Source organism: Desulfovibrio sp. ZJ369 (assembly GCF_011039085.1).
In the GTDB taxonomy this organism is placed as follows: Bacteria; Desulfobacterota; Desulfovibrionia; order Desulfovibrionales; family Desulfovibrionaceae; genus Desulfovibrio.
This window is the reverse complement of record NZ_JAAKEI010000018.1, coordinates 1-25,843: the sequence shown is the minus strand read 5'-3', so window position 1 is coordinate 25,843 and position 25,843 is coordinate 1. Positions and strand designations below refer to the sequence as shown.

Sequence of the window (25,843 nt, the reverse complement as noted above, 5' to 3'; positions counted from 1 at the left end):
CAGAGCGCCATGCAGGGCAGACGTATCTGAATAGCAGAGCATTTTTTGCTTGAAAATGAATATGTTCAATCAAAAAATTCTCCAGGATCGCCTGACGGGACAGGAGCTTGCCCGCATCCAGGCAGCGGGGGCGCGGCCGCCTCCGCCTCGTTCAATTGCCGATCCACGGCGTCCAGCAGCGCCTTTTCCGCCTGATCCGGCGTCAGCCGCAACGTGCCGCCCGCGGCGTTGAAGTGGCCGCCGCCATAGTCATCTGTCATAGCCGAAGAGCGGTAGAATGCAAAGAAGGGTAAAATAAATTTATACGGCTTTGCGATTTCCCGCTGATCAGATTCAGTTTTGGAGCGTTGATCCCTTGTTCTCTCTATATAGTGCTTTTTTTGCTAGATGGTTATTCCACCTAATTTGCAGCATAGTAGAAATCAGAATAAGAATGGCTAGTGCCATTAAGAGAGTAAGAGTTTTGATACTTGTGGCAGATGTGCCAAAGAGGACATTGCAATAAGTCGTAAACGAAGCGGTAATGATGCATGCAGATGCCAAAAAAAGAGCTGGCTTCCAATAATAATAGGCTATAACAACAGAAAAAATATCAGAAAAATAAAAATAGCGTTCATGCATGCGTGGCAGAAGGAATATACTGAGTGTCGTTAATGTTAAAATTACAAGCGGCAATATTTCATCATGGTTATTTTTGCTGGAAAGAAAAAGTGTATAAAATAGGAAGGAAATTGCTACAATTCCAGGGAGGCTCAGGAACGGAACAATAGGATGCATGTATTCTTTGCTGAAAAAAGCCCAGATAGTAGGGGCATTGAGTGTTAAGTCCGTATAGCCGTGAATTTGATTGTAAAAAGTTTTAAATAAAAAAACATAACTTGGACTATTTCCTGCAAAAAGGGTGGGCAAGGCAATAATGATATATATTGCTGGAGGTAATAAGAAATACCATTTTTTGATATTGTATTCAGCTCTTTTTTGGGGAAATAAAAAAAGTAATGCATAAGTAGGTAAAATAAATACGCTTTGTAATTTTAGAGAAAATGCTAATGAAAATGCGAGGCATGCTTTTAGTCCCTGCCTTTTTAACAAAAAATAAACTGAAAGGAGAAGAAAAAAAGTATATATTGAGTCACATTGGCCCCATATGGCTCCATTAGTAAAGCATGTAGGAAGTAAAAATACGGTTACACTTCCAGCAAGTGACTTTAGTTGTGAACTGTTCATCCGTAAAATTCTATATGTAAGAATAGCTAATCCTGAATCAAAGATGATGGATAAAAATTTTATTCCATACAAAGAATTTATATCAAATTTAGCTAAAAAGTATAAATAATATAGATAAAGATATGTATAGTCTGAAAAGGGTTGGCTAAAAGCGCTGAACCCGTTTTTCTGCAGTAACAAATACCATTTATTTAGGAACATGGTATAATCGAAGAATTTCGCAGGGAAAAAATAGAAACGCAGTAAGTAGCCGAAGGCAAACAGAAAAGCAAAAATTATAACAGCGCGTAAAGAGATACGCTGAGGTTTAGTTCTGTTTGGCATCGCATGATTCCTGCTTGTTAGATCTTGTGAAAAGATGTCAGGTTTTATCGTATGTCTGTCATGCAGTTTTTTCATCATTGAGTTGCCGATCCACGGCGTCCAGCAGCGCCTTTTCCGCCTGATCCGGCGTCAGCCGCAACGTGCCGCCCGCGGCGTTGAAGTGGCCGCCGCCGCCCAGCAGCGCGGCCGTGCTCCGCACGTCAGTGCTTCCATACGAACGCAGGCTGAATTTGCAGAGCTGCGGGCCTTCCTCGCGCAAGAGCGCGGCCACCCTGACCCCGCGCAAACGCCGCAACTGCTCCACAAAGCCTTCCAAGTCCTCTTTACAGGCCTGGCACTGGGCCAGATCTTCCAGCAGCACCCGGCAGAAAGCCACGCTGCCGCCCCGCGTCAGCCGCGCGCGCTCCATGAGCCGTCCCCACAGGCGCATCCTGCCCGGACTCCAGTTGTTTTCCAGGTGTTGGCGCAGGCCGGTGAGATCGCAGCCGTCCGCCACCAGAGCGGCGCAGAGAAAGAGCACGTCCGCACTGGTGCTGCCGTGGCAGAAGCCGCCTGTATCCGTTATGACGCCCAAAGCCACGGCATCGGCCAGTTCGCCCTTGAGCGGCAGGCCCGCGGCCAGGGCCACATAGGCCATGAGTTGCGCGGTGGCCGCCGCCGCGGGCTCCACCCAGTTGGCCAGGCTGCCCATGCCGTTTCCGCCCAGATGGTGATCGATGTTCACGCTTGTCAGAGCGGGCAGACGCCCGGCCAGCTCCCTGCCCAGGCGGTGCGGCTCGCCGCAGTCCAGAAGCAGGGCGCTTTGGGGCTGGAAGGGCAAGCGTTCAAGACTGGTGTGGATGGCGCCGGGTAAGGGGAAAAAATTGAGATACTGCGGCAGGCCTGTGCTGCTGTAGAGCACGAATTCCTTGCCGAGAGAGCGCAGAATCAGCCCGGCCGCGGCCAGCGAGCCCGCCGCGTCGCCGTCGGGATTGACATGGCCGGAAATCAGCACGCGATCAAGCCCGCTCAGAACCAGGGCCATGCGTTGCGCGCCCGCCATAAAGCTCGCGGGGATCAGATCAGTCTGCGGCATAGATTTCCACCTGGCTGTCCACCATTTCTTCGGGGCAGATCGCTTCCATCATCAGGGCGCATTTGTCCATGCGGCTGCGCAGATGCGTCTCGCTGTTGGAAATGGAGGCCACGGCCAGACGCAGGCGGGTGAGACTATCCTCGGTGCCTGCCTCGGCAATGGCCACGTTGAACTTGTTACGGGTTTTTTGTTTCAGGCTGTTGGCGACCCGGCGTTTGGCCTTGAGATTGTCGTTGCCGTCCAGACTGAATTCAACGGTCAGTACCGCCATGAACAGGGGCATAAAAACTGTGCCTTGGCCCCGGCTTGGGGGCTTTGTTTTCTTTGCCGTATTCTCCGGCACAAGCTATCCGCCTTTGCTTCGCGTCGGCAAGGAAGCAAAGCATTTTTGCGCGCAGCGTACTCACGTTACCTGAGCGGCAAAAATGCTTTGCTGACGCAGCCGGCGTAAAAAAGGCTGTTTTTCGTCGTATACTCCGGCGGCTCAAAGCCAGGCCAAAACCCGGCTTTGTCCTCTGCCGCTACAGTGTGGCAGCCTCCTCCACAGTCTCAAAAGCCTCGATGATGTCGCCCACCTTCACGTCGTTGAAGTTCTCAAGGCCCACGCCGCATTCATTGCCCTTGACCACTTCCCTGGCATCGTCCTTGAAACGCTTGAGGGACGAGATCTTGCCGGTGTACACCACCACGCCGTCGCGCAAAAGCCGCACGCCCGCGTTGCGGGCGATTTTGCCGTCCGCCACATACGAACCGGCAATGATGCCGACTTTGGGCACGCTGAAGGTTTCGCGCACTTCGGCCTGGCCCAGATAGACCTCGCGCTGCACCGGGGCAAGCATGCCGGTCATGGCGCTCTTGATGTCGTCCACCAGTTTGTAAATAATGTCATAGAAGCGGATATCCACGTTTTCGTGTTCCGCCACGTCCTTGATTTTGGCTGTGGGCCGCACGTTGAAGCCGATAATGATCGCCTGGGAGGCCGAGGCCAGCAGGATGTCGGATTCCGTGATCGCGCCTGCGCCGCCATGCACCACACTCAGCCGCACTTTATCCGTGCTCTGTTTGTTCAGGGCTTCGGTAATGGCTTCCAGGCTGCCCTGCACATCGGCCTTGACAACCAGGTTGAGGGTCAGGGTTTCCTGATCCGAGGCGCGCTGGGAAAGGAAGGTCTCTAACGTGACCCTGGACTCGGAAGCCAGATCCCGCTCGCGCTGTTTGGCCGCGCGGGAATCGGCAATGCGGCGGGCCAGCTTTTCGTCGGCCACCACAAAGAATTCCTCGCCCGCCTCGGGCACGCCTTCAAAACCCTGCACTTCCACGGGCAGGGAAGGACCGGCCTCCTTGACCTTTTTGCCCTGATCGTTGGTCAGGGCGCGCACGCGGCCGGAAAAAGGCCCGCAGACAAAGTTGTCGCCCTGTTTGAGCGTGCCCTCCTGGATCAGCACCGTGGCTATGGGGCCGCGGCCCTTATCCAGCTTGGCTTCCACAATGTGGCCGCGCGCGGCTTTGTCCGGGTTGGCCGTAAGCTCCATGATTTCCGACTGCAGGGCCACCATTTCCAGAAGCTCGTCCAGGCCCTCGCGGGTCTTGGCCGAAACTTTGGCCACAATGGTATCGCCGCCCCAGGCTTCGGGCTGCAGACCCAGCTCGGCCAGCTCGCGCAGCACGCGATCCGGGTCCGCGCCGGGTTTGTCCATCTTGTTCACGGCCACCATGATCGGCACGTTGGCCGCGCGCGAGTGGTTGATGGCCTCGCGGGTCTGCTCCATGACGCCGTCGTCCGCAGCCACCACAAGGATGACCAGGTCCGTGATCTGCGCGCCGCGCGCCCGCATGGCCGTAAAGGCTTCGTGGCCGGGCGTGTCCAGAAAGACGATTTCGCCGCGCTTGGTCTTCACATGGTAGGCGCCGATATGCTGGGTAATGCCGCCCGCCTCGCCGCTGGTCACGTTGGATTTGCGGATGGCGTCCAGCAGCGAGGTCTTGCCGTGGTCCACATGGCCCATGATCGTGACCACAGGCGGACGCGGCTTGAGGCTTTCGGGCGCGTCCGCGTCCTTGGGAAGCAGGTAATCGTCCTCGGAGAAGCCGATTTTTTCCACCTCGTAGCCGAACTCCGCAGCGACCAGGGCAGCGGTGTCGATGTCCAGGGACTGATTGATGGTGGCCATTACGCCCAGGCCGAAGAGCACCTTGATGATTTCGTTGGCCTTCAGCCCCATCTGATGGGCCATGTCCGCCACGCGGATGGCCTCGGTGATGCGGATTTTGCGTTTGGCGGCCTTCAACGGCTGCGTGGCCTGGGGCGCGGGCGCGGCTTTGCCGCTCTTGCGGCGGCCTTTGCCGCGGTTCAGGCGCGGGGCGTCGTCGTCATCCTGGCGGCGGCCAAAGTCGCCCTGGTGAAAGTCAACGGTGCGACGTCCCTTGAGCCGTTTTTTCTTGCTCTGGCCGTCGCGGGCGTCAGCGGGCGCCGCAGGCGCGGGCTGGCCGAAACCGCGGGGCCGCGCGCCGCCGGGTCCCCCGGGGCGAGCTGGCCGCGAGCTGTCGCCGGGACGGCCCGGGCGTTGGCCGCCGGGGCCGGGCCGCGCGCCTGCCGGGCGGGCATCCCGCGGCGAAGGCGCGCCCGGAGCGGGCCGGGAAATAACCCGGACCTGGGGCGCGGGCGCGGCTTCCGCCCGGGGGGAGCGGCGGGGGGCTGCATCGGCCGTTTCATTGGCGCTCTGTGCGGGTTTTTCTTCGTGTTTGGGCTCGGCCGCGCGCGGGGGCAGGGTGGGCGCGGAAGAGCCTTCGGGCACGGCTGAAGCGTCAGGCCGGGCCAGACGGGAAGTCGTTTTGGCGCTTTTTTCCGGGGCTTCGGCCGGGGGCTCGTCGGCCTTTGCCTCGGGCGCGGCAACAGCCTGCGGGGCCGGGGCCGGTTCCGGCTGCGGGGCCGCCTCGTTGGGGCGGCTGATGACCCGGGCGGCCGTAACGATACGGGCGGGCCTGGGCGGCCGCGGCGCGGCCTCTGTGGTCCGGGGCTCGCCTTTTGCCCCGGCAGCCGGTGGAACATCCGGGGATTGGGCGGCCGCGGCCTGAACTGCGGGGGCGTCGGCCTCAACGCCGGCTGTCTGGGGCCTGTCCTGGGAGGCCGGCGGGGCAGCTTCCTGCGTGGGGGCTGTTGCCGGAGGCGTTTCCGCGGCATGGCGCGCGGCAACGGCATTGGCTTCGCCCTGGGCAGCCGGGGCGGCGTCCCTGCGGCGACGGCGCACAATGACGTTGGGGTGCACTTCCGTGCGCTCCACGCCACCCTGTTTCTGGCCCGCGAAATGTCCGCGCAGGCGCGCGGCATCCTCCACGGACACGGAACCAGCCGTGCTTTTGGCGGGCAGGCCCAGCTCGCGCAGCGCGCGCAGCATATCCTTGGCCGGCACTTCAAGCTCGCCGAGGAGATCCTTTATTTTGACTTTTTCTTCAGGCATGTTTACCCCCCTTGTCAAGGCTGTCGCCATCCGTGTCTCTGCTGTCCTTCTCTGCAAGCGGCTGCGCCGCAACAGCCAGGGCAATGCGCGTTTTCCGCATAACGGCTGCCGCGCGCCGTGCGCCGGGCCTGTATTTTGCGAATTTCAACGCGCAAACAGGATCGGAACACAGATACCAGCCCCTGCCAGGTCTGACTTTTTCCGGGTCAATACTCAAATTCCCCTGCGGCGTCAGCACATGGCGCGTCAGCGCGGCTTTGGGAAAACGCCGACGGCAGATCACGCACATGCGCACCGGTCCGTCCGCGACAAAATCGTGCTTCACTGCGACAGCCTTATTTTCCGGAATCCTCAGCTTCTGCGGCCTGCGGCGCGCTTTCTTCCGTCTCCTGCTCGATCTTGCCGAGCTCCACAGCCGAGGATTCCGGCGTGCTTTCCACCACCGGCGCCAGGAAGTTGATGGCCGAGCGCAGATCCGCGATCCGCGAGGCGCTGATGGTCAGCTTTTCCGCCAGTTCTTCGTCGCTGGCCGAGCGCAGGGCGTCCAGCGAGGAATAGCCCGCTTCCAGAAGGGCCTCTATGGAAACTTCGGCCACGCTGGCCACCTGCTCAAGGCCGTGGCCAATGGCATTGGCCTCGTTGTAGCGGGTCTCGGTGAAAATATCGACTTTCCAGCCCAGAAGGCGCGCGGCCAGCTTGACGTTCTGGCCCTTGCGGCCGATGGCGTTGGTCAGCTGATCATCCGGCACGATCACTTCCAGAAGATTTTCTTCTTCATCCACCACGATGCGCGAAACCAGGGCCGGAGCCAGGGCGTTGCGGGCATAGGTGGCAATGTCCGGGCTCCAGACCACGATGTCAATGCGCTCGCCGCGCAGCTCCTGCACAATATTCTGGATGCGCGAGCCGCGCACGCCCACGCAGGCGCCCACCGGGTCCACGTCCCGCTCACGCGAGAGCACGGCCACTTTGGCGCGGGAGCCGGGATCGCGGGCCACGCCCATGAGCTGGACCACGCCGTCGTCCACCTCAGGCACCTCGCGGCGGAAGAGCGCGGCCATGTAGTCGCGGTGCGCGCGGGAAATGACGATCTGCGGGCCGCGGCCTTCCTTGCGCACTTCGGTAATCAGGGCCTGAACGCGGTCATTGCGTTTGTAATGCTCGCGCGGGATCTGCTCCTCGCGGGGCAGAACGGCTTCGGTGCGGCCCAGATTGATCACCCAGCCGCCCTTGTCGCGGCGCTGCACGATGCCGGAGACGATTTCGCCCACGCGATCCTTGTATTCCTCATAGATGATTTCCTGCTCGGCGTCGCGCATGCGCTGGATGATCACCTGCTTGGCGGATTGCGCGGCAATGCGGCCCAGATCCTCGATTTTGACCCTGAAGCCCATTTCGTCGTCGAGCTGCACGGAAGGATCATGCTCGCGGGCGTCAGCCAGGGCGATCTGGGTATCCTCGTTGGCCACGTCGTCGTCCTCCACCACGATTTTGAACTGGTAGACCTCAATGTCGCCTGTCTCGTCATTGTAGGTTACTTCCACGTCCATATCCTCGCTGAAGCGGCGCAGCACGGAAGTGCGCACGGCATCTTCCAGGGTGTCGATGAGCATGTCGCGATCCAGGCCTTTGTCCTTGCTGATCTGATCAATGGCCTTTTTGAGCTCAAGATTCATGGTCGCCTCCGTCCGCCGCGCGTTGCGGCGTCAAAATCGCTGCTGCCGACATCAGTCGGCCGTGTTTCCCATTGCGGCAATAGTCTTGCCCGTTTTTTTCCCAGCGGCTTTTCCGGTCTTTTTGCCCGGTTGTTTTCCGGGTTTGCCGGGCCGGCAGAAAATATGCATACGGCTGGCCTTGCGCACGGCCTGCCAGGGCAGGAGCACAGGCGGCAGATCTTCAGGCTGCACCTCGCCATCGGGCGAAACCAGGGCCGGCTCAAGCACGAAGCCGTCCTCCTCCACTGCCGCCAGCCTGCCGCGCCAGATCCTGCGCCCCGCATCGCCCGCAGCGGCAGGATGCCTGCCCTGGGGAGCCAGAGGCGCATGCAGCCGGGCCTCCACCATGTCGCCCAGATACGGGCGCATCTGCGCAAGGCTGAAAAAGGTGCGCGTGAGACCGGGCGTGGAAACTTCCAGCACATAGGGATCGGGGATGATGTCTTCCACCTCCAGGGCAAGCGCCAGATGGCGCGAAATTTCCTCGCACTGGTCAATGGAAGCTGAGCTGGGGGAAGCCGAACCGGGGGAAGCCGGGGCCGGAGAAGTTGCGGCAGAGGGCGCCGGGGCCGAAAAAACTGCCTCAATGGGCGCCTGATCGCGGTCGGGCCGGGCCTGGAGGGCCGCAGTCTCCTGTTCCAGCCGGGGCACATCCACAAAGAGCCGCAGGATCATGCGGCCGGCCCGGCTGATTTCCACGCCCCAGATGATCAGCCCCAGAGAGCGGGCCACGGGATCGGCCAGGCGGATAACATTTTCTTTGAGGTCGTTTTCGGTCATATCTTCCTTGGCGGCAGCTCTGGCGGCTGGCTGCGGACACCTTGCCGGAACAGCCGGGCCGGCCGCGAGAACAAAAAAAAGGGGGCCTATTCAGGCCACCCCGTTGTGAACATGCGTCCCGCATCAGGATGCGACGGCAGGCGCGCCAGCGCCCACCGCCTTGAATTTGTTTTTCGTAGCTCAGACGCAGTGAACTTGTCAAGACGCCAGTCCGGGAAATCATAAAAATTTTCGATCAAGGCGAAAAAAATATCCTTTGCGCCGTTGAGAAGATAGAGGGGAGCGTTTTGCTCATGAAAGCAGCCAAGTTCAGCCCTCATTAGAGCATTTTTGATTGAAAATGAATATGTTCAATCAAAAAATGCTCTACGGCGCAGGCTTACAGCCGCTCCAGGACTTTGCGCCCCATTTCCTCACAGCCCACCAGAGTTTTGCCCGCTTCCATGATGTCGCCGGTGCGGTAGCCGTCGGCCAGGGTCCGGCGCACGGCCGCTTCAATGCAGTCAGCTTCGGCGCTCAGTCCAAAACCCAGGCGCAGGAGCATGGCCCCGGACAGAATCGTCGCCAGAGGATTGGCCTTGTCCTGCCCGGCGATATCCGGCGCGGAACCGTGGACAGGCTCAAAGAGCCCGGGCCCGGAAGCGCCCAGTGAGGCCGAGGGGAGCATACCCAGGGAGCCGGTGATCACCGAGGCCTCGTCGGAAAGGATATCCCCGAAGATATTGCCGGTCAGGATAACGTCGAACTGCGAGGGATCGCGCACCAGTTGCATGGCCGCATTGTCCACATACAGGTGCGAAAGCTCCACGTCGGCGTACTCCCTGTGGGTTTCGAGCACCACTTCCTTCCAGAGCCGCGAGGTTTCCAGCACATTGCTCTTTTCCACGGAGCAGACCTTTTTGCGGCGCTTGCGCGCGGTCTCAAAGGCCACCACCGCGATACGGCGGATTTCCTCTTCCGTATAAATCATAGTGTTGAAGCCCGTGCGCAGGCCGTCGCGCGTTTCCAGACCGCGCGGCTCGCCGAAATAAATGTCGCCCGTGAGCTCGCGCACCACAATGAGATCAAGGCCCCTGGCCGCCACGTCCGGCCGCAGCAGGCAGGCTCCGGCCAGTTCCGGCAGCAGCAGGGCCGGGCGCAGATTGGCGAAAAGCCCCAGAGCCTTGCGGATGCCCAAAAGGCCTTTTTCCGGCCGTTTTTCCGGCGGCACGGCATCCCACTTGGGGCCGCCCACCGCGCTGAGATAGACCGCATCCGCCTTGCGGCATTTCTCCACGGTTTCGGCGGGCAAGGGTTCGCCCGTGGCGTCCACGGCCGCGCCGCCGATCAGGGCTTCCTCAAAATCAAAGATGTGGCCGAATTTTTGCGCCGTGGCCGCCAGCACGCAGGCTCCCTGGGTCAGAATCTCCGGGCCGATGCCGTCGCCGGGCAAGAGGCAGATGGTCTTATGCATATGTCATTTCCTTAACTTTTTCAGGTACTCCACGTTGTTCCGCGCGCATGACCGGCAACAGCCGGCAACCGCGCAATCTCCGCCAGGCAGACGCCCCACAGGCCAAACACGCTTGCCGCTGCCCCTGGCGGCGCGCCTGCATACGGATGCAGCAGCACAGGCCGTGAGCCCTGGGCAAAACAGGCGCATAGGCAGGCCGGGAAGCAAAAGGCGCTAGCGCCCGTCTCCCAGGCGCTCCTTTACATAGCCTACCAGGCCCCCCCTGGCCAGAATGGCGGCCATGGATTTGGGCAGGGGCGGGCAGACGATTTCCGCGCCGTTGGTCAGATCGTGGATGCGGCCCGTGGCCGCGTCGATTTCCAGTTCGTCGCCGTCCCGGATTTTGTCCACCTCGTCGCCCACTTCCATGAGCAAGAGGCCCATGTTAAAGGCGTTGCGGTAAAAAATGCGCGCAAAGCTGTGCCCGATGACCACGGGCATGCCCGCGCCCAGAATGGCAATGGGCGCGTGCTCCCGCGAGGAGCCGCAGCCAAAGTTGCGCCCGGCCACCAGAATGTCGCCCGGCCGCACCCGTTTGACCCACTCCGGGTCCAGTCCGGACATGCATTTTTCGCCCAATGTCGCGGCGTCGCTGGTGACCAGAAAGCGCGCCGGGATAATCGCGTCCGTGTCGATATGTTCGCCCACTTTGTGGGCCTTGCCCTTGTACTCCATATGTGATTCCTCCGGCGGAAATACCGGGGCAGGAAAGCCTTTTCCCTCCCCTGGCCCGCATCTTTCCCGAAATTTTTCCTGCACTGCGCCCCTGCTTCAGGGCTGCCGCATGCGCTGCGTCTGCCCTGGCCCCTGCTCCCATCCGGCCTTACAGCGCGTCCGGGGAAGCGATCCTGCCGGCCACGGCGCTGGCCGCCGCCACCAGCGGCCCGGCCAGGTAGACTTCGGAAGAGAGGCTGCCCATGCGGCCCTTGAAGTTGCGGTTGGTGGTGGTCACCGCGCGCTCGCCGTCGCCCAGAATGCCCGTATGGCCGCCCAGGCAGGGCCCGCAGGTGCACGGGCCCACAATGCAGCCCGCATCCATGAACACTTCCATCAGGCCTTCCTTGAGGCATTGCTTCCAGACCGTGGGGGTGGAGGGCAGCACGATGCAGCGCACCTTTTTGTCCACCTTGCGGCCGCGCAGCACTTCCGCCGCGTCGCGCATGTCGCTGATCCGCCCGTTGGTGCAGGAGCCGATGACCACCTGCTGGACAGGCGTATCCCTGACCTCGGACACGGGCCGGACGTTGGACGGCAGATGCGGGCAGGCCACCACAGGCTCCTGGCCGGTGACGTCAATGTCCAGCACGCGCTCATATGCCGCGCCCGCATCCGCGGCCAGATCCCGGATCAAACCCGGATGGTTGGGATCGTGGCCGTGCTCGGCGCAATAGGCGCGGGTCTGGGCGTCCACAGCGAACAATCCCACCTTGCCGCCAGCCTCAATGGCCATGTTGGCCATGGTCAGGCGGCCTTCCACGGGCAGGGCGTCAATGACCGGGCCGCCGAATTCCAGGGCCTTGTACAAGGCTCCGTCCACGCCGATGGTTCCGATCAGCAAAAGTATAAGATCCTTGGCGCGCAACCAGCGGGGCATGACGCCCGTGAAATTGACCCGGATGGTGGGGGGCACCTTGAGCCAGGTTTCGCCCAAAGCCATGGCCGCCGCAATGTCCGTGGAGCCCATGCCCGTGGCAAAAGCTCCGATGCCGCCATAGGTGCAGGTGTGGCTGTCCGCGCCGATGACCAGATCGCCCGGCCCCACCAGGCCCTGTTCAGGCAGCAGCGTGTGCTCCACGCCGCAGTCGCCTCCCTCGTAATAGTGGGTAATGTTCTGCTCCTGGGCGAAGGCGCGGCTGATCAGCACCTGATTGGCCGAATCAATGTCTTTCTGGGGCGTGAAATGATCCATGACCAGGGCGATTTTATCCTTGTCGAAAACCCGTTTCGCCCCCATGCCGCGAAAAGACTTGATGGCCAGCGGCCCGGTGATGTCGTTGGCCAGCACCAGAGAAACCCGGCATTGGACAATCTGGCCGTCGCGCTCCACGGTGTCGTCGGTATGAGCCTGCAGAATCTTCTGCGCAAGCGTCTGAGGCATGTTCAAACTCCTTACAAATATACATCTGAGCGGGCAGCGCAGCCTGACGCAGCCCGGAAGACAATAGACGCCCGCTAATCATGCTGGCAGTGGAGGCGCGCGCCTTCCTCCTCTCTCTTGGCCAGATGGTTCAGCGCGTCCACATAGGCCTTGGCGCTGGCCACGAAAATATCCGGGTGCGTGCCCCGGCCCACGGCGGAATACGCCTTTTCCCTGATCCGAACGGTTACTTCGCCGAGAGCGTCCGTGCCGCCGGTGATCGCATTGATGGCGTATTGCTCCAGTTCGGGCTCGCGGCCCACAATGTCAGCGATCACGTTGAAGAGCGCGTCCACCGGCCCCACGCCGAAACCCGCGCCGCTCTTTTCCATGCCGTCCACATCCATGAGCACCGCGGCCGTGGGCGGCACGCCTCCGGCATCCGAGCTCTGCACGCTCACATGGCGCAGGCGCAGGCGATCCGGAATACGGTAAATCTCCTGCTGGATGAGGGCCATGAGGTCGTCGTCATGCAGGGTTTTTTTGCGATCCGCCAGTTGCTTCACGGCCTCAAAGACCAGATTGAGCTGTTCCTCGTCCAGCTTGTACCCCATGCTCTCGAACTTGTTGCGCACAGCATTGCGGCCCGAGTGCTTGCCGATGACCAGACTGCTGGCGCTGCGGCCCACGGACTGCGGGGTCATGATCTCGTAGGTTTCGCGGTTCTTGAGCATCCCGTCCTGATGAATGCCGGATTCGTGCGCAAAGGCGTTGGCGCCCACCACGGCCTTGTTGTTGGGAATGGGCTGGCCGATGATCATGGAAAGCAGGCGGCAGGAGGGATAGAGCTGCTCGGTCTTGATGTTGTGCTCCAGAGCGTAGTAATCGCGGCGCACGCTCAAGGCCATGACGACCTCTTCCAGCGAGGCGTTGCCCGCGCGCTCGCCGATGCCGCTGAGCGTCACTTCGGCCTGGCGCACGCCCACTTTGAGGGCAGCCAGGGTATTGGCCACCCCAAGGCCCAGATCGTCATGACAGTGCACGCTGAAAACCGCCTTGTCGCTGTTGGGCGTATTTTTGATCACATAGTCCACGAGCGCGGCGAATTCCTCAGGCTGGGCGTAGCCCACGGTGTCCGGCAGGTTGATGGTGGTGGCCCCGGCCTTGATGGCGGCCTCCACGATGCGGCAGAGGAAGTCGCGCTCGGAGCGCGAGAAATCCTCGGCGGAAAATTCCACGTTATCCGTGTAGGCAGCGCAGCGCCGGATCCCGGCCACCGCCATTTTGAGCACCTCTTCCGGCTCCTTGCGCAGTTTGTGCTTCATGTGCAGGGGCGAGGTGGACAAGAAAATGTGAATGCGCGGATTGCGGGCGATTTTCACGGCGTCCCAGCAACGGTCGATATCGTTTTCCACGCAGCGGGCCAAACCGGCCACCTGTATATCCCCGGCCTGCGCGGCAATGGCCCGCACGGCTTCAAAATCGCCGGGGCTGGAGGCAGGAAAGCCCGCCTCCATAATATCCACGCCCAGCACTTCCAGTTGATGCGCAAGGCGCAGTTTTTCCTGTAAATTCATGGTGGCGCCGGGCGATTGCTCGCCGTCGCGCAAGGTAGTGTCGAAAAAGTAGACGCGGTTATGCATGACGATCTCCTCTGGTCTGATGCCGCTCCCCCGTACAAACACGGTTGCTGTCAAGGGAACCGCCGCAGCGCTTTCCCTTTCAAAATGCCCGACCACCGGCAGCGCAAACGCCTGAGGCACGGACGCGGCCGCCTCATGGGAGCCCCTGCGCCAAAAAGCCTGAACCCAACGGCAACGAGTGGATATATCTTGCGTAACGGCCACCGTAAAGGGCGGCTGTCCGGGGAGCGCGTCTTTCCGCCCGAAAGGCGGCGGGCCGTTACGCAACCTTACTCGCTTTGCGGCGACAGGGCGCGTAGCAACTGACGATTGCGGCGGGGGAGCATCACAAAGGTGTAAACAAGGCCGCCTGCGATGTACAAAGCGCAGAGCACAAAGCCCATGAGCCGGGGCAGCGAAACCACCAACGCGAGGATGAACAAAAAGGCGATCATGGTACGGATGGGATGGGCACGCAGAAAATCATATTCCTTAAAGGAAAAGTAACGCACCCGGCTGACCATCAAAATGCCTGCGCCCACAGCCAGCAGCAGCGCCAGATAGGCAGTCAGCGGCTGCAGAAAGCCGGGGAACAGCGAGGCGAAAAAGACAAAAGTCACCACCGTGCAGCCCCCTGCGGGGATCGGCAGACCGATGAAGAAACGCTTGCCCACGGCAGCAGTGCTGACATTGAAGCGCGCCAGGCGCAAAGCCCCGCAGGCCGCATAAATGAAGGCCGCGGCCACGCCCAGGCGGCCGAAGGCCTCCAGTTGCCATTGCCAGAGCAGCATGGCCGGGGCAAGGCCGAAAGCCACAAGATCCGCAAGGGAGTCGTACTGCACGCCAAATTCGCTGGCCGTGTTGGTCAGGCGGGCCACCTTGCCGTCCAGACCGTCCATAAGCGCCGAAAGCAGGATGGCCATGCCCGCGGCTTCAAAACGGCCCTGCACTGCCCAGACCATCGACAAAAAGCCGAGAAACATGCTCAGCGTCGTGATCATGTTGGGCAGGAGGTAGACCCCTTTATGCGGCTTTTTCTTTTCCATGCTTTTCCAAACCGGCCGCATCATGCGGCGCAACGCCGGGGCGCGGCTTACCGGGCCCGGGCAAGGACGCTCTGCCCGGCAAAAACTTCTTCGCCCATTTGCACGGCCGCAGCATAGCCTTGCGGCAGATAAAGGTCAACTCGCGAGCCGAAACGGATCATGCCGTAACGCTCGCCGCGGCCCAGCGCGTCACCTTCGGCCACGCGGCAGACGATGCGGCGCGCCACAAGGCCCGCGATCTGCACCATGCTCCAGACCTGGCCGTCAGCCCCGCGCAGGCGGTAGGCGCAGCGTTCGTTGTCCGTGGCGGCCTTGTCCATGGCGGCATTGAAAAATTTTCCGGGCCAGTAGCGGATTTCCTCCACCACGCACTCCACGGGCGAGCGGTTGACGTGCACGTTGAAGACATTCATGAAAATGCTGATGCACTGCCTGGGCTCGCCGCTCGGATCAAAGGGATCCGGGCGCTGCTCAATGCGGATGATCCGCCCGTCAGCCGGGCTCACGGCCAGACCTTCGCCCTGCGGCACGACGCGTTCGGGATCGCGGAAAAAATGCATGCTGAACCAGCAGGCCGCCAACAGGAGCAAAGCCAAACAACTCCAGCCCAGAAAAGCGAAAACCAGGGCCGAGAGCGCGGTCAGGCCGATGCAAGGCCAGCCTTCGGGGGTAATGCCGCAGTTTGCGGGGCGCATAATGACTCCAGTGGGTGCGCCGCGCTGTCCGGCGCGGCGGTACAATGACATGGAAAGTGTATCTATAGACTGTGCCGGGGCGCAAGGCAAGATGCCTGGCTCTGGAAGGATTCATTTTTAGAGCGAAATTCCTTTTGCAACCATGTAAAATTACAATGGATTTTTTACTGAAATCATCTTAAAGCTGAATTCCTCGCAGCGTCGGAGTTGTTGCGCCGCCCCTTGCGGCCTGGCGCGCTCATGTCTATACTGGCGGCATGAATACAGCCACCAAGACTCTCTGTCTCGCCCTTCTGACGGTCTTTGCATTGGCCGCCTGCGGCCCCAAAGACATCGGGACGGGCACCTCCTCGGAGTATGCCGCGGCCTCGCCGGGCATGGCCCCTGAGGATCAGTTGCGTTACCCCATGACCGGCATGAGCAATACCCAGCGCATGCTCTACCATGTCAACCGGCCGGACGTCATGAGCCGCATGCAGCAATGGCAGATGAGCCGCTTCAGCGGTCTGCGCGGCGACCAGCCCACTCCAGAGGATCCGGCGTATCGCGCGGTTCCCAGGCAGCGCAGCCCCTTCAGGCAGTAGCGCCCGTCATGGATCCCGTCACCCATGCCGCCAGCGGCGCCGTGGCCATGCTGGCTCTGCCGGGCCGCCCCGCCACGCGCTGGGCCGTGCCTCTGGCCGCTCTGGTTGCCGCCTCGCCTGATTTGGACATCCTTTTCGCCTCCGGCCCGCTGCAGTTCCTCCTGCTGCACAGGGGCATCACCCATTCCCTCGCCGCCTTGCCGGTCATGGGCCTGATTCTGGCCGTCTGCTCCTGGCCTCTCTGGCGCGCGGCCACGCCGGCGCGCTGGAGCTTCGCGCGGGTCTGGCTCCTGGCCTGCGCCCTGGTGCTGCTCCATATCTGGCTGGACGTGGTGACCACCTACGGCACCATGATTTTTCTGCCCTTTTCGCACGAGCGCGTTCGCCTCAACGGCATCTTTATCATCGATCTGCTGCTGACGCTGCCCCTGCTCTGGGCTGTCTGGCGCTGGCGCACCAAGCGCGCGCTCATGCTCCTGGCCCTGGCCTGGATTTTCGTATACCCGGCCCTGGGCGTGGGGCTCAACGCCTGGCATACGGCCCAGACCGAAGCGCGCCTGGCGGCCGAACACCGGCTTGTGAGCCGGGTAACCGTGCTGCCGGACGCATTGGCGCCCTTTTTCTGGCGGGTGCTCTTTGAAGAAGAGAACGCCAAGGGGAAAAACGTGCGCGAGCAAGGGCTCAATGCCCTGGGGCAGGCGCGCACGCCGGAGCGCGCCTGTACGGCCGTGCCCAACGCTCTGGCAGCGGATCTTTCGCGCCAGTCCGTGACCTGCGAGACGTTTTTGCAATTTGCCGTGCTGCCGGTCATCGCCCCCCTGCGCCGGGAGGAGTGGCCGCAAGACCCGGCGCAGCACGCCCGCGAATTTTTAATCCATGATCTGCGCTTTGGCAGCAATCTGGAATTTGTACAAAAACTCATGGCCATGCGCCCGCATGCGGATATCCCTTTTCAACTCATGGTGGAAGTGGAACTTGGACAGGGCGACAGCCCGGACCTCCGTCCCAAAAACGCCCCACAGGCGGCAGGGAGCGGAGCGCGGCTGCTGCGCGAACGCCTGCGCTTTTCCGACAGCGGTCGCGATTCGCGCTGGGGGACGCCGCGCCCTCCCCGGCCGCCGTCGTTCTGGCCCTGGCTGGTGGGCCTGCGCTAGGCCCCTTCCACGGTCTTGCCTCAAGCCGCGAACTACAGTATGTGCTGTAAAAATCACACAGACTGCGCTGCCCATGCGGCATGTCCCTACGCTTCTCCGAACCCCGCGCATCATGGGGCACGTCGAAGAAGCAGGGGCGGTTTTATCCGTTGCGCCCGCGTAAGCGCGTCGGCGACAGGCGCGGGCAATCTCAGGCAAACGTGCCCCACGGCGCCAGGCATTTTCACTTTGAAAATGCTCTAAAAGCACTATGATCCAAGGACGCAGCATGGAACATTCCTTTTCGCATCTGGATGCCCAGGGCACTGTGACAATGGTCGATGTGGGCGGGAAGACCCCAGGCAGGCGCGTGGCCATTGCCGAAGCCATTGTGGAACTGGCGCCGGCCACCCTGGAGCTGCTGCAAAAGGCCGCTCTGCCCAAGGGCGATGTGCTGACCTGCGCCAAAATCGGCGGGATCATGGCTGCCAAGCGCGTGGACGAACTGATCCCCCTCTGCCATTCGCTGCAGTTGAGCTTTGCCGATATCCGCTTTGAGGTGCGCGACAGGCCGCCCCAGGTGCGCATTGAGGCCGAGGCCCGCAGCGTGGGCGCCACGGGCGTGGAAATGGAGGCCATTGTAGCCGCTCAGACCGCCGCGGCCATCATCTATGACATGTGCAAGGCCATACAGCGCGACATAGTGATCAGCCGGGTGCGCCTGCTGCACAAAAGCGGCGGCAAAAGCGGCGAATTCAACGCTCCGGAATTGCCCTTATGAGTATGCCCCAGATCGATCCCGTGGCTTTTTCCATCGGCAGCCTGCAGTTGCGCTGGTACGGCCTGATGTACCTCTTCGGTTTCGCGCTGGGCTGGATTCTGGGGCGCCGGCGCGCCTCGCGGCCCGGCTCTGGCTGGCGGCCCGCCGATGTGGACGATTTGCTGACCTGCGTCATGCTGGGCATCATTCTGGGCGGTCGCCTGGGGTATGTGCTCTTTTACGATCTGCCGGTCTACATCCACGATCCGGTTGAGATCCTGCGCATCTGGAACGGCGGCATGTCGTTTCACGGCGGCCTGCTGGGCGTGCTCGCGGCATTCTGGTATTTTGCGCGCAGCCGCAAAAAATCCTTTCTGGAAGTCTCGGACTTTGTGGCCCCTCTGATTCCCCAGGGCCTCTTTTTCGGACGCCTGGGCAACTTCATCAACGGAGAGCTCTGGGGCAAAGTCAGCGACGGGCCCTGGGCCGTGGTCTTTCCCGGCGGCGGCCCGCAGCCGCGCCACCCCTCCCAGCTGTATGAGGCGCTGCTGGAAGGGCTGGCGCTCTTCATCATCGTCTGGATGTATTCGGACAAGCCGCGCAAGCCCGGCGTCGTGTCCGGCCTGTTTGCCGTGGGCTACGGCGTATTCCGCTTTCTTGTGGAATTCGTGCGCGTGCCGGATCCCCAGCTGGGCTATCTGGCCTTCGGCTGGCTGACCATGGGTCAGACGCTCTGCGTGCCGCTTATTCTGGTGGGCCTCTGGCTGCTGCTCAGACCAATGAAGTCCGAGCAAAAAAGGACTTGGCAAAAGGGCAGACCCTGAAAACGGGCTCTTGCCTTGCGGCAGCCCTGTACGCCGCCTCGCCGCCTGTTGACAGGCCCGGTCTTTTCTGTGAAGCTGTCTGCCGTTTACGCATGTCTTTTACGGAGGCCACATGGCGAAAGAAGGTTCCATTGAAGTTGACGGCGTGGTGCAGGAAGCTCTGCCCAACGCCATGTTCCGCGTGGAGCTGGAAAACGGCCACGAGGTGTTGGCCCACATTTCCGGCAAAATGCGCAAGTTCTATATCCGCATCCTGCCCGGCGACCGCGTCAAGGTGGAGCTCTCCCCTTATGATCTCACGCGCGGCCGCATCACCTACCGCATGAAGTAGCGCGGGGCGCGTCTGCGCTTTCTCCTCTGCCTGTTCCCGGAGTCTGCGGCGTCATGCGCGTCTTCTGAAGCCATGCCCGCGGCTTTGCAACACTGCCCTGCGCCCGGAGGCGGGAACGGGATCAGATCACTCCGGCCAGACGCAGCAGAAAGACGCAGAGCAAAGCCCAACATCCTGCCAGCACATCGTCCAGCATGATCCCAAAGCCTGCGGGCAGCCAGTTTTCAGAGGCGCGTACCGGCCAGGGCTTAAGAATGTCGAAAAAGCGGAAAAAGACAAAGGCCGCCGCAAAAATCCCAATTCCTGGATGCTCAAAAGGCAAGAGCACAATCCAGACGCCCACCAGCTCGTCGATGACGACTTCGCCCGGATCCTTGCGGTTCAGCAGAATTTCCGCGCGTGTTGCGGCCAGAGCGCCCAGCACAAACAGCAGAATCACGGCCAGTATGCGTCCCCCCAGAGAAAAGGGCAGAAATACGAACGGCGCCAGCACACAGGCCAGGGCCGTGCCCCAGGTGCCCGGCGCTTTGGGGGCCAGACCGGCTATGCCCAAACGGCAAAACGACAATATCCATGCATCCCGGGAACGCATACACTCTCCAATGCGGCGTGCCGCTGTTTGTGCCGGGCCTGCGGCAAAAGCGCCGCCTCCTGCTCTGCATCGCAATGGGCTCTGAGCCGCAGGGGCTGGCCTGCTGACTGCGCGGAAGATAAAGCTGACGCGGCCGAACCGCCAACCAGAGAAAGGAAAGCCGCACCCGGCACTCGCTCCCGCGGCAGCGGAGAAGCCCGGCGGCGAGTCCTCCGTCCAAGGCCTGAATATACGAGCCTTCCTCACGCAAAGCCAGCCGGGAATGTTGCCTAATCCGCGGTTTTGGCATAGAACTCGGCATGATGAGGCAAGGGCATGGACAAAAATCACAGTGAGCTTTTTGGTCGGCTCAGTTATGACGAAAGCCTGAGCTATGAACAGTTGCTGGACACTGAAGCAGGCCTGACCACGGCTTTGGAAGAGCTGTTGCTGCGGGCCGGAGCCGCGCACCTGGATTTTACCCCCCTGGGCGATGCGTTGCTGTTTCAATGTGCTTTTGAAGCGCATAAACTCTATGTGTACCGTAAAATTGCCCAGGAAACGGCAAAAATCCTGCCCCAGGGCGTAACGGGGCGGCTGCTCTGCCTGGACAAAAGCTTGGACGCCCTGCATATCTATTGGATGCAGACAGGGCAGTGGCAGGAAGAAGCGCGCCCTGTGCCGGAGAACCCGCCCCAAAACCTGCAAAACCGGCGCATCGACTGTGCAGACGGAACACACGAGGAAGACTGACGCGGACCCATTGGCGGCAGAAAAGCCGTCATGAGGGCTCCCCGATCGGCTTGACGCAAGACGCCGCGCCAGACGGCCGGTTGCAAGCCGAAAACCCGACAATGCCCGGATGGTGGAATTGGTAGACACAAGGGACTTAAAATCCCTCACTCGCAGAGTATGTCGGTTCGAGTCCGACTCCGGGCACCAAGGAATAGCAAGGGCTGCGAGGATGCAGCCCTTTTTATGTGCTTGATTTTTGTATCACCATGTATCACCTTTTTGTGCGCCCCGTGTCCGGAGGCTGCATCTCACCAAGCGCGGGCATGAGTGCGCCAGCATGTGCCTGCCCTCCTGCGGTGACATGGGCATAGACCGCCCCGGTGGTTGCCACGCTGCTGTGGCCAAGCTGTGCGGCCACAGCAGCAAGGTCTGCCCCGCGCGCCAGCATTTCCGTGGCCGCTATGTGACGGATGTCATAGGGCCTGAGTGTGACCCCGGCGCGCTTGCACGCCAAAACCCAGGCTGTCCGGAAATTTAGGACGCGCTGCCCTTTGCCCCGGTGGCATACCCACGGGATACCAGCGGCCATGTCTGCTTCATACCGGCGCCGGGCTTCCTGCATATAAGCGGAGTGGGGGACGACTGTTTTCAGGCGGCCACTCTTTCCCTGCCGGACGATGACCACGCCGCGCCGCCAGTTGAAGGCATCCCATGTCAGGCTGAAAAGCTCCACCTGGCCCGGACGCAGGGCAAGAAAAAAGGCGGTTTTCACCGCCCATTGCAGGTATTCAGGCAACTCCGGATAGAGCCTTTTCAAGTCCTCCATTTTGGGCTGGAACACTGGACGGGCGAATTTCAGCTTCTTGAAATCCCGCCATGGGTTGAAGCGGATGAGCTCCTGATCGACGCCCCATGCGAGGATTGCTCGCACCATGGCCTGAAATTTATTGATGGTATTGTTTCCCACGCCACGGCTGCGAAAACTCTCACGCATCCGCTCAAGATCCTGCCGTGTGAGGGATTCGGCATACTTGTCACGCAGAAACTCTCCTGTGCCGGGATGGTGAACGCCGTCCTTCTCGTAGCCCGCAAGAAAATAGACGATCTTTCGCTTGGTCACGATGTTGAGGTCGTAGCGGCTGCGGCAGAAGAGCATGGTCAGCTCGCCAAGGGTGAGGCGTTCCTCCTCCTGCGTCCGTGTCTGGAGGCGGTCAGCCTCAAAAGCGCGGGCCTCCTGCTCGGTCTTGAAGTAGCGCCGCTTTTCCTTGCCGTTCTCGCGCCACTTGCAGAAAAAGAGGTCGCGCTTGTTGGCCTTGTGAATGCTCACTGTGTCCCCCTAGAAGCCGTACCCCCTGGCGAAGTCCTTGGGGGAAAGGGTTTTTTGCGCAGGCTTGTGCGTTTGGGATGTCTGTACGATGCCAGCCAACTCCTTGATGCGCTTGTCCAGCGCGGCCAATTTGCGCATAGCGGCGTCACGCTCGCGCAGGGCGGAGAGGAGCTCGGCATAGCGCTCGGCTGCAAGGTGGTCTGTCATGCGGCCTCCTTGTCCGTGTCGAGGAGTCGCTTGAATCCCACTACCCAGACCCAGGGATTTGCGTTCCAGCCGAGGCCGCGCTTTGTGGGCGGTTCTTTCGTCTGTCTGGTTCATTTCTTTTCCCTCCTCAATGCAACCAGTATGCACGGTAAAATGTATCAAAATCGTGGATCGGGTACTTCCCAGGATGTGCTTTCCGCGTACGCTCAAACCACTCCCGTGAAATTTTGCGGTGTATTCTGAACCAGTTCTTGAACTTTTCCATCTCTTCATTACGACGTATTGCCTTTGCTTCACTTGCTCCGCACAACGCAAAAGGGCAACCTAGACAGCCAATGCGTCTTGATCCTTCATCATACAACGACGGATACAGGAAAGAGTTTTCTTCGATATATTGCCATACAGCCCATTCAGGCCAGTGAAAAATCGGTTTATATGTAGTTTTTCCTTTGTAGGTATCAATGTGCCCTCGTGCTGCTCGCCTATAAGATTTTTCTGCTCTGATACCAAAAACACACTTTTTATATGGGTTATGTCCCTCTTTTAGGCGGTTGCAACACCATCTGACCGTCCGCATGGGCGGCCCATTTTTGCGTAGCAATCGCCAATAGCTTTCCTTGGGAAAAATGAAAACCACGTCAGGATAATAACGCCGAATAAAGCGGGGGATTTCAGGATAGTCGATACCCGTGCAATTATATCCGGCAACGTATTTTACCCCGCTCCGCGTGACCAGATCGAGGGTAACAATGCTGTCTTTGCCGCCACTGAAGCCCACAAAATAACCACCTCTCGGCTCATTCAGACGCAGGAATGCAATGGCATCCTGGACATAATCGTCAAACTCGAAGCCAGGCAATCCGTACTGACGGGCGGCGGGTTTCATTCCCAGCCCTCCGGCAGGGAGAAGGTCGATATTTTTTGACTCATGGCCGTTCCTGTTGCGCGTTGGTGTCCGGCCGCGCTCCCGGATGAGGATTACCCGGCGCTGTCTTCAATGCCCAGTCGGTCACACAGTCGCTCAATTTTCGGCGTGGCCGCGGTGGTGACCGCGTCGTCGCCGAAGATGACGCGCGCCTGTTCGAGCATGATTTCCATGTCCGCCAGTTCTTCGAGCAGTTTCGCCCGGCTGTCGGAGCGGCCGCGCCGGAAATGGGAAATGGCGGCGATGAGCTCGGCGGCTTCTTCCTGTATCTGGCAAAGCTGGGCGTCGGCTCCGTATTTTTGGACAGCGGCGGCACAGACTTGGCGAAAAGTTGAATCAATCATGCTGTGCTCTCCTATCGTCCCTGTGCGGCACCCCGCTGGCTTCCTTCACTTTACGCAGCCATGCCGCCGCACCCTCAATGATGAATATTTTCAATCAAAAAATGCTCTATTGGCTGCTCAAGCCTGATTCCGCGATGAACCGGGATGGACGTTCGCCGGCGCCTTCCTTTTCCGGCCTGACGGCCAGAATGAGGCGGTCTTTGGCGCGGGTGACGGCCACATACATGAGGCGGCGCTCGTCCTCGATGCCCGCCGTGTCGCCTTTCGTTTCGGCGGTGAGAGCCTGCTTGCTGGGCATAATGCCCTCATTGCATCCGGCCACGATGACACACGGGAACTCCAGCCCCTTGGCGGCGTGGCAGGTCATGAGCAGGATGCACGGTTCTTCGTCCCTGGCGGGCATTTCGTCCTGCACATCCACCAGGGCCAGCCAGTCGAGGTAGTCTGCGATGGTGGCGGTGGGATATTGAGCGGCGTAGAGTTCCAGCCACTGGCAGTATTCCGGGCCGTATCCGTCCAGCGGGTCGAACTGGTATCCGTCCGAACCAAACCAGTCGAGGGCCTCTTTCACTGTGCCGCTTTCCGAGGGCATAGCTTCCAGAATGTCCGCGTTCAGGTCGTCCCGGTACGCCTCAAAACAGGATTTTCCTTCTTCCGCAGCCCGCACGCGGATGTTCGCGTATGCGCCCGCGTCCAGGCCGAGGCCCGCATGAGCCAGCAGGAAGGCCGTTTCGTCAAAGGGATTGACGATGCACTTCAAGGCTGCGTTGGCCTTGACGAAAAGCGGGCTGTGCAGGGCCGTGGCGCGCCTGCCGATCCGCTTGTGCGGCACGTCGCGGGCGGTCAGCTCCTCACTGAGTCTGTCCAGCATCCGGTTGTTCCGGCACAGCACAACAGGAGGATGCGGCCACCCATGCCGGGCGGCGAGAATATCGGCCAGTCGGGAACTGTCCGCGTTCGGAATGATTGCCAGAGCGTGGGGCGCGTCATCCCGCATGGCCCGCATGGCAAGCGCCCGGTGGCTGGTGTTGTGACGGATCAGGCAGTTTGCGGCGGATACTATGTCCGGGGCGCTGCGGTAGTTGTTGCGCAGCTCGTAGACGGTCAACGCGCCGGCATCCATCAGATGTTGCAGGTGGGCAGGAACAGCCCCGCGAAATCCATAAATGGACTGGGAAAGATCGCCCACGGCGTACAATTCAGCGCCGTCCGTGTGTTCCGCGATGGCTTTCAGAGCACGCCACTGCATCGGGTCCAGATCCTGCACTTCATCCACCAGCAGGTATTTCCAGTTGGTGAACTCTCTGACCTTGCCGGCTTCAGCCAGTTCCACAAGCCCGTGAATCAGCCCGTAATAGGGCATGGCGTTGTTCTGACGGCACGCAGCCTCAAATGCCTGTAACACGGGATAGTACGGGTGCGCTGTCCCGATTTTTTCTCCGCTCCGCTCCAAGGCGGCAAACATGTCATCCAGGGCCTTTTTGCCGTGCTTCCATTTACCCTTGGCGTACAGACCGAGCTGCTCGCCGCAGAGCCGGATCAGGGTGTCCGTTTCCAGCGGGGTGTACACGGTCAGATTGCCGTAGCGCAGGCCGATGTGATGGCCGTATTTTTTCAGCAGGCCCAGACCCAGGCCGTGAAAGGTGGATACCGTGACCTTACGGGCTTCTCTGCCGACGCGGGCTTTGAGCCGCGCCCGCATTTCCCCGGCAGCGGCGCGGGTGAAGGTTGTGCAGACGATTTCATACCCGCTGGCCCCATGCTCAATCAGGTGGGCCACGCGCTCCACCAGGGTGCGGGTTTTACCGCTTCCGGCCCCGGCCAGCACCAGCACATTTTTTTCCCGCGCCAGCACGGCGGCCTGTTGTTCCTGGTTCAGGCTGGGGTGAGTCATCGGGCGGCCTCCACAACATGCACCGCAGTCCACCCGTCGCTGATGGAGGCCAGTTCGTGGCAGGTGCAGGCGATAATCTGCGTGTCCACATTGGACGTGGCGACGCTCTCCAGCAGCAGCCCGATTTCCTGGCCGAGTTCCGCTCCCTCAATGAGGATGACCGGATTTTTCTGCCCTTGCGGCGCCAGCGCATAGGCAAGCGCGCTCTCGAACATCACACGCTGGCCGCCAGAGAGGCCCCCGCAGGGCACAACCCCGTGGCCCGGAATTTCCCAGCCGAGAAATACCGCCCCTTCATCGTCAACGCGAAATTCCGCGCGCCCGTGGGGCAGCACCTGGCCCATTTTTTCCGCAATGGCCGTGGCCGTGGCCTGCATGGCCGCCGCCTTTTTGTTGCGCAGGTCGTCCAGCGTCTTCTTTTCCGCTTCCAGCGCGGACGCCAGCTCCAACACCGCCGCGCGGTCCTTTTCCAGTTGCGTCTTGAGGCCGGCCGCGCGTTGGAAAAGGCGCTCGTCGGCCCGCAACGCATCCAGCCGTGTCCGAAGTCCGGAAACCCGCTGTTCCATGATTTGCAGTGAGCTATCCATTGACGGCCTCCTGTGCGGTCCGAAGCAATTTGATTTCGCGCTTGAGCACCATCCGCGCGGCGCATCCCTCACACCCGGCCCGCTCCAGCGCGGACAAAACGCGCTCAAGA

The 25,843-nt window shown here is 60.8% G+C and carries 27 protein-coding genes and 1 tRNA gene; 7 read left to right on the top strand and 21 right to left on the bottom strand.

Annotated features, from left to right (window positions below):
* Positions 1–65 precede the first annotated feature (65 nt).
* The 14 genes from G7Y51_RS07720 to G7Y51_RS07650 all read right to left on the bottom strand — a co-directional run bounded on the left by G7Y51_RS07720 (position 66) and on the right by G7Y51_RS07650 (position 15,511).
* Positions 66–260, bottom strand: coding sequence for a hypothetical protein (locus G7Y51_RS07720; RefSeq protein WP_165176148.1), 195 nt, complete (start codon positions 258–260; stop codon positions 66–68).
* A 73-nt stretch (positions 261–333) separates the two neighbouring features.
* Positions 334–1,551 (bottom strand): hypothetical protein, encoded by a 1,218-nt coding sequence (locus G7Y51_RS07715; RefSeq protein ID WP_206214278.1) that lies wholly within the window; start codon positions 1,549–1,551, stop codon positions 334–336.
* 58 nt (positions 1,552–1,609) lie between these two features.
* The gene (locus G7Y51_RS07710) at positions 1,610–2,626 is read right to left on the bottom strand and encodes a DHH family phosphoesterase (protein WP_165176192.1); all 1,017 of its coding nucleotides are present in this window, start codon (positions 2,624–2,626) and stop codon (positions 1,610–1,612) included.
* The gene (locus G7Y51_RS07705; RefSeq protein ID WP_206214277.1) at positions 2,613–2,909 is read right to left on the bottom strand and encodes a DUF503 domain-containing protein; all 297 of its coding nucleotides are present in this window, start codon (positions 2,907–2,909) and stop codon (positions 2,613–2,615) included. The genes G7Y51_RS07710 and G7Y51_RS07705 overlap by 14 nt, the downstream gene beginning before the upstream one ends.
* A gap of 238 nt (positions 2,910–3,147) precedes the next feature.
* Positions 3,148–6,084, bottom strand: coding sequence for a translation initiation factor IF-2 (gene infB / locus G7Y51_RS07700; protein WP_165176190.1), 2,937 nt, complete (start codon positions 6,082–6,084; stop codon positions 3,148–3,150).
* On the bottom strand, positions 6,077–6,409 hold the full coding sequence (locus G7Y51_RS13930; RefSeq protein ID WP_346773695.1) for a YlxR family protein: 333 nt from the start codon (positions 6,407–6,409) through the stop codon (positions 6,077–6,079). Before G7Y51_RS13930 ends, infB begins: the two co-directional genes overlap by 8 nt.
* Before the next feature lie 10 nt (positions 6,410–6,419).
* The gene (gene nusA / locus G7Y51_RS07690) at positions 6,420–7,760 is read right to left on the bottom strand and encodes a transcription termination factor NusA (protein ID WP_165176188.1); all 1,341 of its coding nucleotides are present in this window, start codon (positions 7,758–7,760) and stop codon (positions 6,420–6,422) included.
* 51 nt (positions 7,761–7,811) lie between these two features.
* The gene (locus G7Y51_RS07685) at positions 7,812–8,579 is read right to left on the bottom strand and encodes a ribosome maturation factor RimP (RefSeq protein ID WP_165176186.1); all 768 of its coding nucleotides are present in this window, start codon (positions 8,577–8,579) and stop codon (positions 7,812–7,814) included.
* A 379-nt stretch (positions 8,580–8,958) separates the two neighbouring features.
* On the bottom strand, positions 8,959–10,032 hold the full coding sequence (gene leuB / locus G7Y51_RS07675; protein ID WP_165176182.1) for a 3-isopropylmalate dehydrogenase: 1,074 nt from the start codon (positions 10,030–10,032) through the stop codon (positions 8,959–8,961).
* A gap of 213 nt (positions 10,033–10,245) precedes the next feature.
* Positions 10,246–10,746: a 3-isopropylmalate dehydratase small subunit gene (locus G7Y51_RS07670; RefSeq protein ID WP_165070301.1), complete on the bottom strand. Its 501-nt coding sequence runs from the start codon at positions 10,744–10,746 to the stop codon at positions 10,246–10,248.
* Between the two features lie 148 nt (positions 10,747–10,894).
* Entirely contained in the window at positions 10,895–12,169 is a 1,275-nt protein-coding gene (locus G7Y51_RS07665) for a 3-isopropylmalate dehydratase large subunit (RefSeq protein ID WP_165176180.1), read from the bottom strand.
* Positions 12,170–12,243: 74 nt separating this feature from the next.
* Positions 12,244–13,791 (bottom strand): 2-isopropylmalate synthase, encoded by a 1,548-nt coding sequence (locus G7Y51_RS07660; protein WP_165176178.1) that lies wholly within the window; start codon positions 13,789–13,791, stop codon positions 12,244–12,246.
* A 269-nt stretch (positions 13,792–14,060) separates the two neighbouring features.
* On the bottom strand, positions 14,061–14,816 hold the full coding sequence (pssA, locus tag G7Y51_RS07655) for a CDP-diacylglycerol--serine O-phosphatidyltransferase (protein ID WP_165176176.1): 756 nt from the start codon (positions 14,814–14,816) through the stop codon (positions 14,061–14,063).
* A gap of 47 nt (positions 14,817–14,863) precedes the next feature.
* Positions 14,864–15,511: a phosphatidylserine decarboxylase family protein gene (locus tag G7Y51_RS07650; protein WP_165176174.1), complete on the bottom strand. Its 648-nt coding sequence runs from the start codon at positions 15,509–15,511 to the stop codon at positions 14,864–14,866.
* 257 nt (positions 15,512–15,768) lie between these two features.
* Here G7Y51_RS07650 and G7Y51_RS07645 point away from each other — a divergent pair, with 257 nt between their 5' ends.
* From G7Y51_RS07645 to infA, 5 genes are all read left to right on the top strand, one after another.
* Positions 15,769–16,095, top strand: coding sequence for a chemotaxis protein (locus G7Y51_RS07645; RefSeq protein WP_165176172.1), 327 nt, complete (start codon positions 15,769–15,771; stop codon positions 16,093–16,095).
* Positions 16,096–16,103: 8 nt separating this feature from the next.
* Entirely contained in the window at positions 16,104–17,249 is a 1,146-nt protein-coding gene (locus tag G7Y51_RS07640; RefSeq protein ID WP_165176170.1) for a metal-dependent hydrolase, read from the top strand.
* Positions 17,250–17,517: 268 nt separating this feature from the next.
* Positions 17,518–18,009, top strand: coding sequence for a cyclic pyranopterin monophosphate synthase MoaC (moaC, locus tag G7Y51_RS07635; RefSeq protein ID WP_165176168.1), 492 nt, complete (start codon positions 17,518–17,520; stop codon positions 18,007–18,009).
* Positions 18,006–18,812 (top strand): prolipoprotein diacylglyceryl transferase, encoded by an 807-nt coding sequence (gene lgt, locus G7Y51_RS07630; protein WP_165176166.1) that lies wholly within the window; start codon positions 18,006–18,008, stop codon positions 18,810–18,812. The genes moaC and lgt overlap by 4 nt, the downstream gene beginning before the upstream one ends.
* Positions 18,813–18,924: 112 nt before the next feature.
* Positions 18,925–19,143 carry a translation initiation factor IF-1 gene (gene infA, locus G7Y51_RS07625; protein ID WP_006008898.1) on the top strand — a complete coding sequence of 73 codons (219 nt, stop codon included), beginning with the start codon at positions 18,925–18,927 and terminating at the stop codon, positions 19,141–19,143.
* 121 nt (positions 19,144–19,264) lie between these two features.
* Here infA and G7Y51_RS07620 read toward each other — a convergent pair whose 3' ends face one another.
* The gene (locus G7Y51_RS07620) at positions 19,265–19,735 is read right to left on the bottom strand and encodes a phosphatidylglycerophosphatase A (RefSeq protein ID WP_165176164.1); all 471 of its coding nucleotides are present in this window, start codon (positions 19,733–19,735) and stop codon (positions 19,265–19,267) included.
* Positions 19,736–20,050: 315 nt separating this feature from the next.
* Between G7Y51_RS07620 and G7Y51_RS07615 the strand changes: the two genes are divergently transcribed.
* Positions 20,051–20,467, top strand: a complete 417-nt coding sequence (locus G7Y51_RS07615) for a hypothetical protein (RefSeq protein WP_165176162.1) — start codon at positions 20,051–20,053, stop codon at positions 20,465–20,467.
* 103 nt (positions 20,468–20,570) lie between these two features.
* Positions 20,571–20,656, top strand: a tRNA-Leu gene (locus G7Y51_RS07610).
* A gap of 64 nt (positions 20,657–20,720) precedes the next feature.
* Here the strand turns inward: G7Y51_RS07610 and G7Y51_RS07605 are convergent.
* The 6 genes from G7Y51_RS07605 to G7Y51_RS07580 all read right to left on the bottom strand — a co-directional run bounded on the left by G7Y51_RS07605 (position 20,721) and on the right by G7Y51_RS07580 (position 25,733).
* Positions 20,721–21,776: a tyrosine-type recombinase/integrase gene (locus G7Y51_RS07605; protein ID WP_165176160.1), complete on the bottom strand. Its 1,056-nt coding sequence runs from the start codon at positions 21,774–21,776 to the stop codon at positions 20,721–20,723.
* A gap of 9 nt (positions 21,777–21,785) precedes the next feature.
* The gene (locus tag G7Y51_RS07600; RefSeq protein WP_165176158.1) at positions 21,786–21,983 is read right to left on the bottom strand and encodes a hypothetical protein; all 198 of its coding nucleotides are present in this window, start codon (positions 21,981–21,983) and stop codon (positions 21,786–21,788) included.
* A gap of 127 nt (positions 21,984–22,110) precedes the next feature.
* Positions 22,111–22,869 carry a phosphoadenosine phosphosulfate reductase family protein gene (locus G7Y51_RS07595; RefSeq protein WP_165176156.1) on the bottom strand — a complete coding sequence of 253 codons (759 nt, stop codon included), beginning with the start codon at positions 22,867–22,869 and terminating at the stop codon, positions 22,111–22,113.
* Between the two features lie 92 nt (positions 22,870–22,961).
* Positions 22,962–23,252 carry a hypothetical protein gene (locus G7Y51_RS07590; RefSeq protein ID WP_165176154.1) on the bottom strand — a complete coding sequence of 97 codons (291 nt, stop codon included), beginning with the start codon at positions 23,250–23,252 and terminating at the stop codon, positions 22,962–22,964.
* Between the two features lie 106 nt (positions 23,253–23,358).
* Positions 23,359–25,146, bottom strand: coding sequence for an ATP-dependent helicase (locus tag G7Y51_RS07585; RefSeq protein WP_165176152.1), 1,788 nt, complete (start codon positions 25,144–25,146; stop codon positions 23,359–23,361).
* Positions 25,143–25,733, bottom strand: a complete 591-nt coding sequence (locus G7Y51_RS07580) for a hypothetical protein (protein ID WP_165176150.1) — start codon at positions 25,731–25,733, stop codon at positions 25,143–25,145. Before G7Y51_RS07580 ends, G7Y51_RS07585 begins: the two co-directional genes overlap by 4 nt.
* Positions 25,734–25,843: the final 110 nt, after the last annotated feature.

Bases quoted from the DNA above. Each gene is read 5' to 3' on its own strand.
- lgt (WP_165176166.1), top strand. From the start codon at position 18,006: ATGAGTATGCCCCAGATCGATCCCGTGGCTTTTTCCATCGGCAGCCTG.
- G7Y51_RS07620 (WP_165176164.1), bottom strand. From the start codon at position 19,735: ATGCGTTCCCGGGATGCATGGATATTGTCGTTTTGCCGTTTGGGCATA.
- G7Y51_RS07715 (WP_206214278.1), bottom strand. From the start codon at position 1,551: ATGCCAAACAGAACTAAACCTCAGCGTATCTCTTTACGCGCTGTTATA.
- leuB (WP_165176182.1), bottom strand. From the start codon at position 10,032: ATGCATAAGACCATCTGCCTCTTGCCCGGCGACGGCATCGGCCCGGAG.
- G7Y51_RS07670 (WP_165070301.1), bottom strand. From the start codon at position 10,746: ATGGAGTACAAGGGCAAGGCCCACAAAGTGGGCGAACATATCGACACG.
- G7Y51_RS07660 (WP_165176178.1), bottom strand. From the start codon at position 13,791: ATGCATAACCGCGTCTACTTTTTCGACACTACCTTGCGCGACGGCGAG.
- G7Y51_RS07650 (WP_165176174.1), bottom strand. From the start codon at position 15,511: ATGCGCCCCGCAAACTGCGGCATTACCCCCGAAGGCTGGCCTTGCATC.
- G7Y51_RS07645 (WP_165176172.1), top strand. From the start codon at position 15,769: ATGAATACAGCCACCAAGACTCTCTGTCTCGCCCTTCTGACGGTCTTT.
- G7Y51_RS07590 (WP_165176154.1), bottom strand. From the start codon at position 23,252: ATGATTGATTCAACTTTTCGCCAAGTCTGTGCCGCCGCTGTCCAAAAA.
- G7Y51_RS07685 (WP_165176186.1), bottom strand. From the start codon at position 8,579: ATGACCGAAAACGACCTCAAAGAAAATGTTATCCGCCTGGCCGATCCC.
- infB (WP_165176190.1), bottom strand. From the start codon at position 6,084: ATGCCTGAAGAAAAAGTCAAAATAAAGGATCTCCTCGGCGAGCTTGAA.
- G7Y51_RS07640 (WP_165176170.1), top strand. From the start codon at position 16,104: ATGGATCCCGTCACCCATGCCGCCAGCGGCGCCGTGGCCATGCTGGCT.
- G7Y51_RS07580 (WP_165176150.1), bottom strand. From the start codon at position 25,733: ATGGATAGCTCACTGCAAATCATGGAACAGCGGGTTTCCGGACTTCGG.
- infA (WP_006008898.1), top strand. From the start codon at position 18,925: ATGGCGAAAGAAGGTTCCATTGAAGTTGACGGCGTGGTGCAGGAAGCT.
- G7Y51_RS07665 (WP_165176180.1), bottom strand. From the start codon at position 12,169: ATGCCTCAGACGCTTGCGCAGAAGATTCTGCAGGCTCATACCGACGAC.
- moaC (WP_165176168.1), top strand. From the start codon at position 17,518: ATGGAACATTCCTTTTCGCATCTGGATGCCCAGGGCACTGTGACAATG.
- G7Y51_RS07595 (WP_165176156.1), bottom strand. From the start codon at position 22,869: ATGAAACCCGCCGCCCGTCAGTACGGATTGCCTGGCTTCGAGTTTGAC.
- pssA (WP_165176176.1), bottom strand. From the start codon at position 14,816: ATGGAAAAGAAAAAGCCGCATAAAGGGGTCTACCTCCTGCCCAACATG.
- G7Y51_RS07600 (WP_165176158.1), bottom strand. From the start codon at position 21,983: ATGACAGACCACCTTGCAGCCGAGCGCTATGCCGAGCTCCTCTCCGCC.
- G7Y51_RS07720 (WP_165176148.1), bottom strand. From the start codon at position 260: ATGACAGATGACTATGGCGGCGGCCACTTCAACGCCGCGGGCGGCACG.
- G7Y51_RS07615 (WP_165176162.1), top strand. From the start codon at position 20,051: ATGGACAAAAATCACAGTGAGCTTTTTGGTCGGCTCAGTTATGACGAA.
- nusA (WP_165176188.1), bottom strand. From the start codon at position 7,760: ATGAATCTTGAGCTCAAAAAGGCCATTGATCAGATCAGCAAGGACAAA.
- G7Y51_RS07585 (WP_165176152.1), bottom strand. From the start codon at position 25,146: ATGACTCACCCCAGCCTGAACCAGGAACAACAGGCCGCCGTGCTGGCG.
- G7Y51_RS07710 (WP_165176192.1), bottom strand. From the start codon at position 2,626: ATGCCGCAGACTGATCTGATCCCCGCGAGCTTTATGGCGGGCGCGCAA.
- G7Y51_RS07705 (WP_206214277.1), bottom strand. From the start codon at position 2,909: ATGCCCCTGTTCATGGCGGTACTGACCGTTGAATTCAGTCTGGACGGC.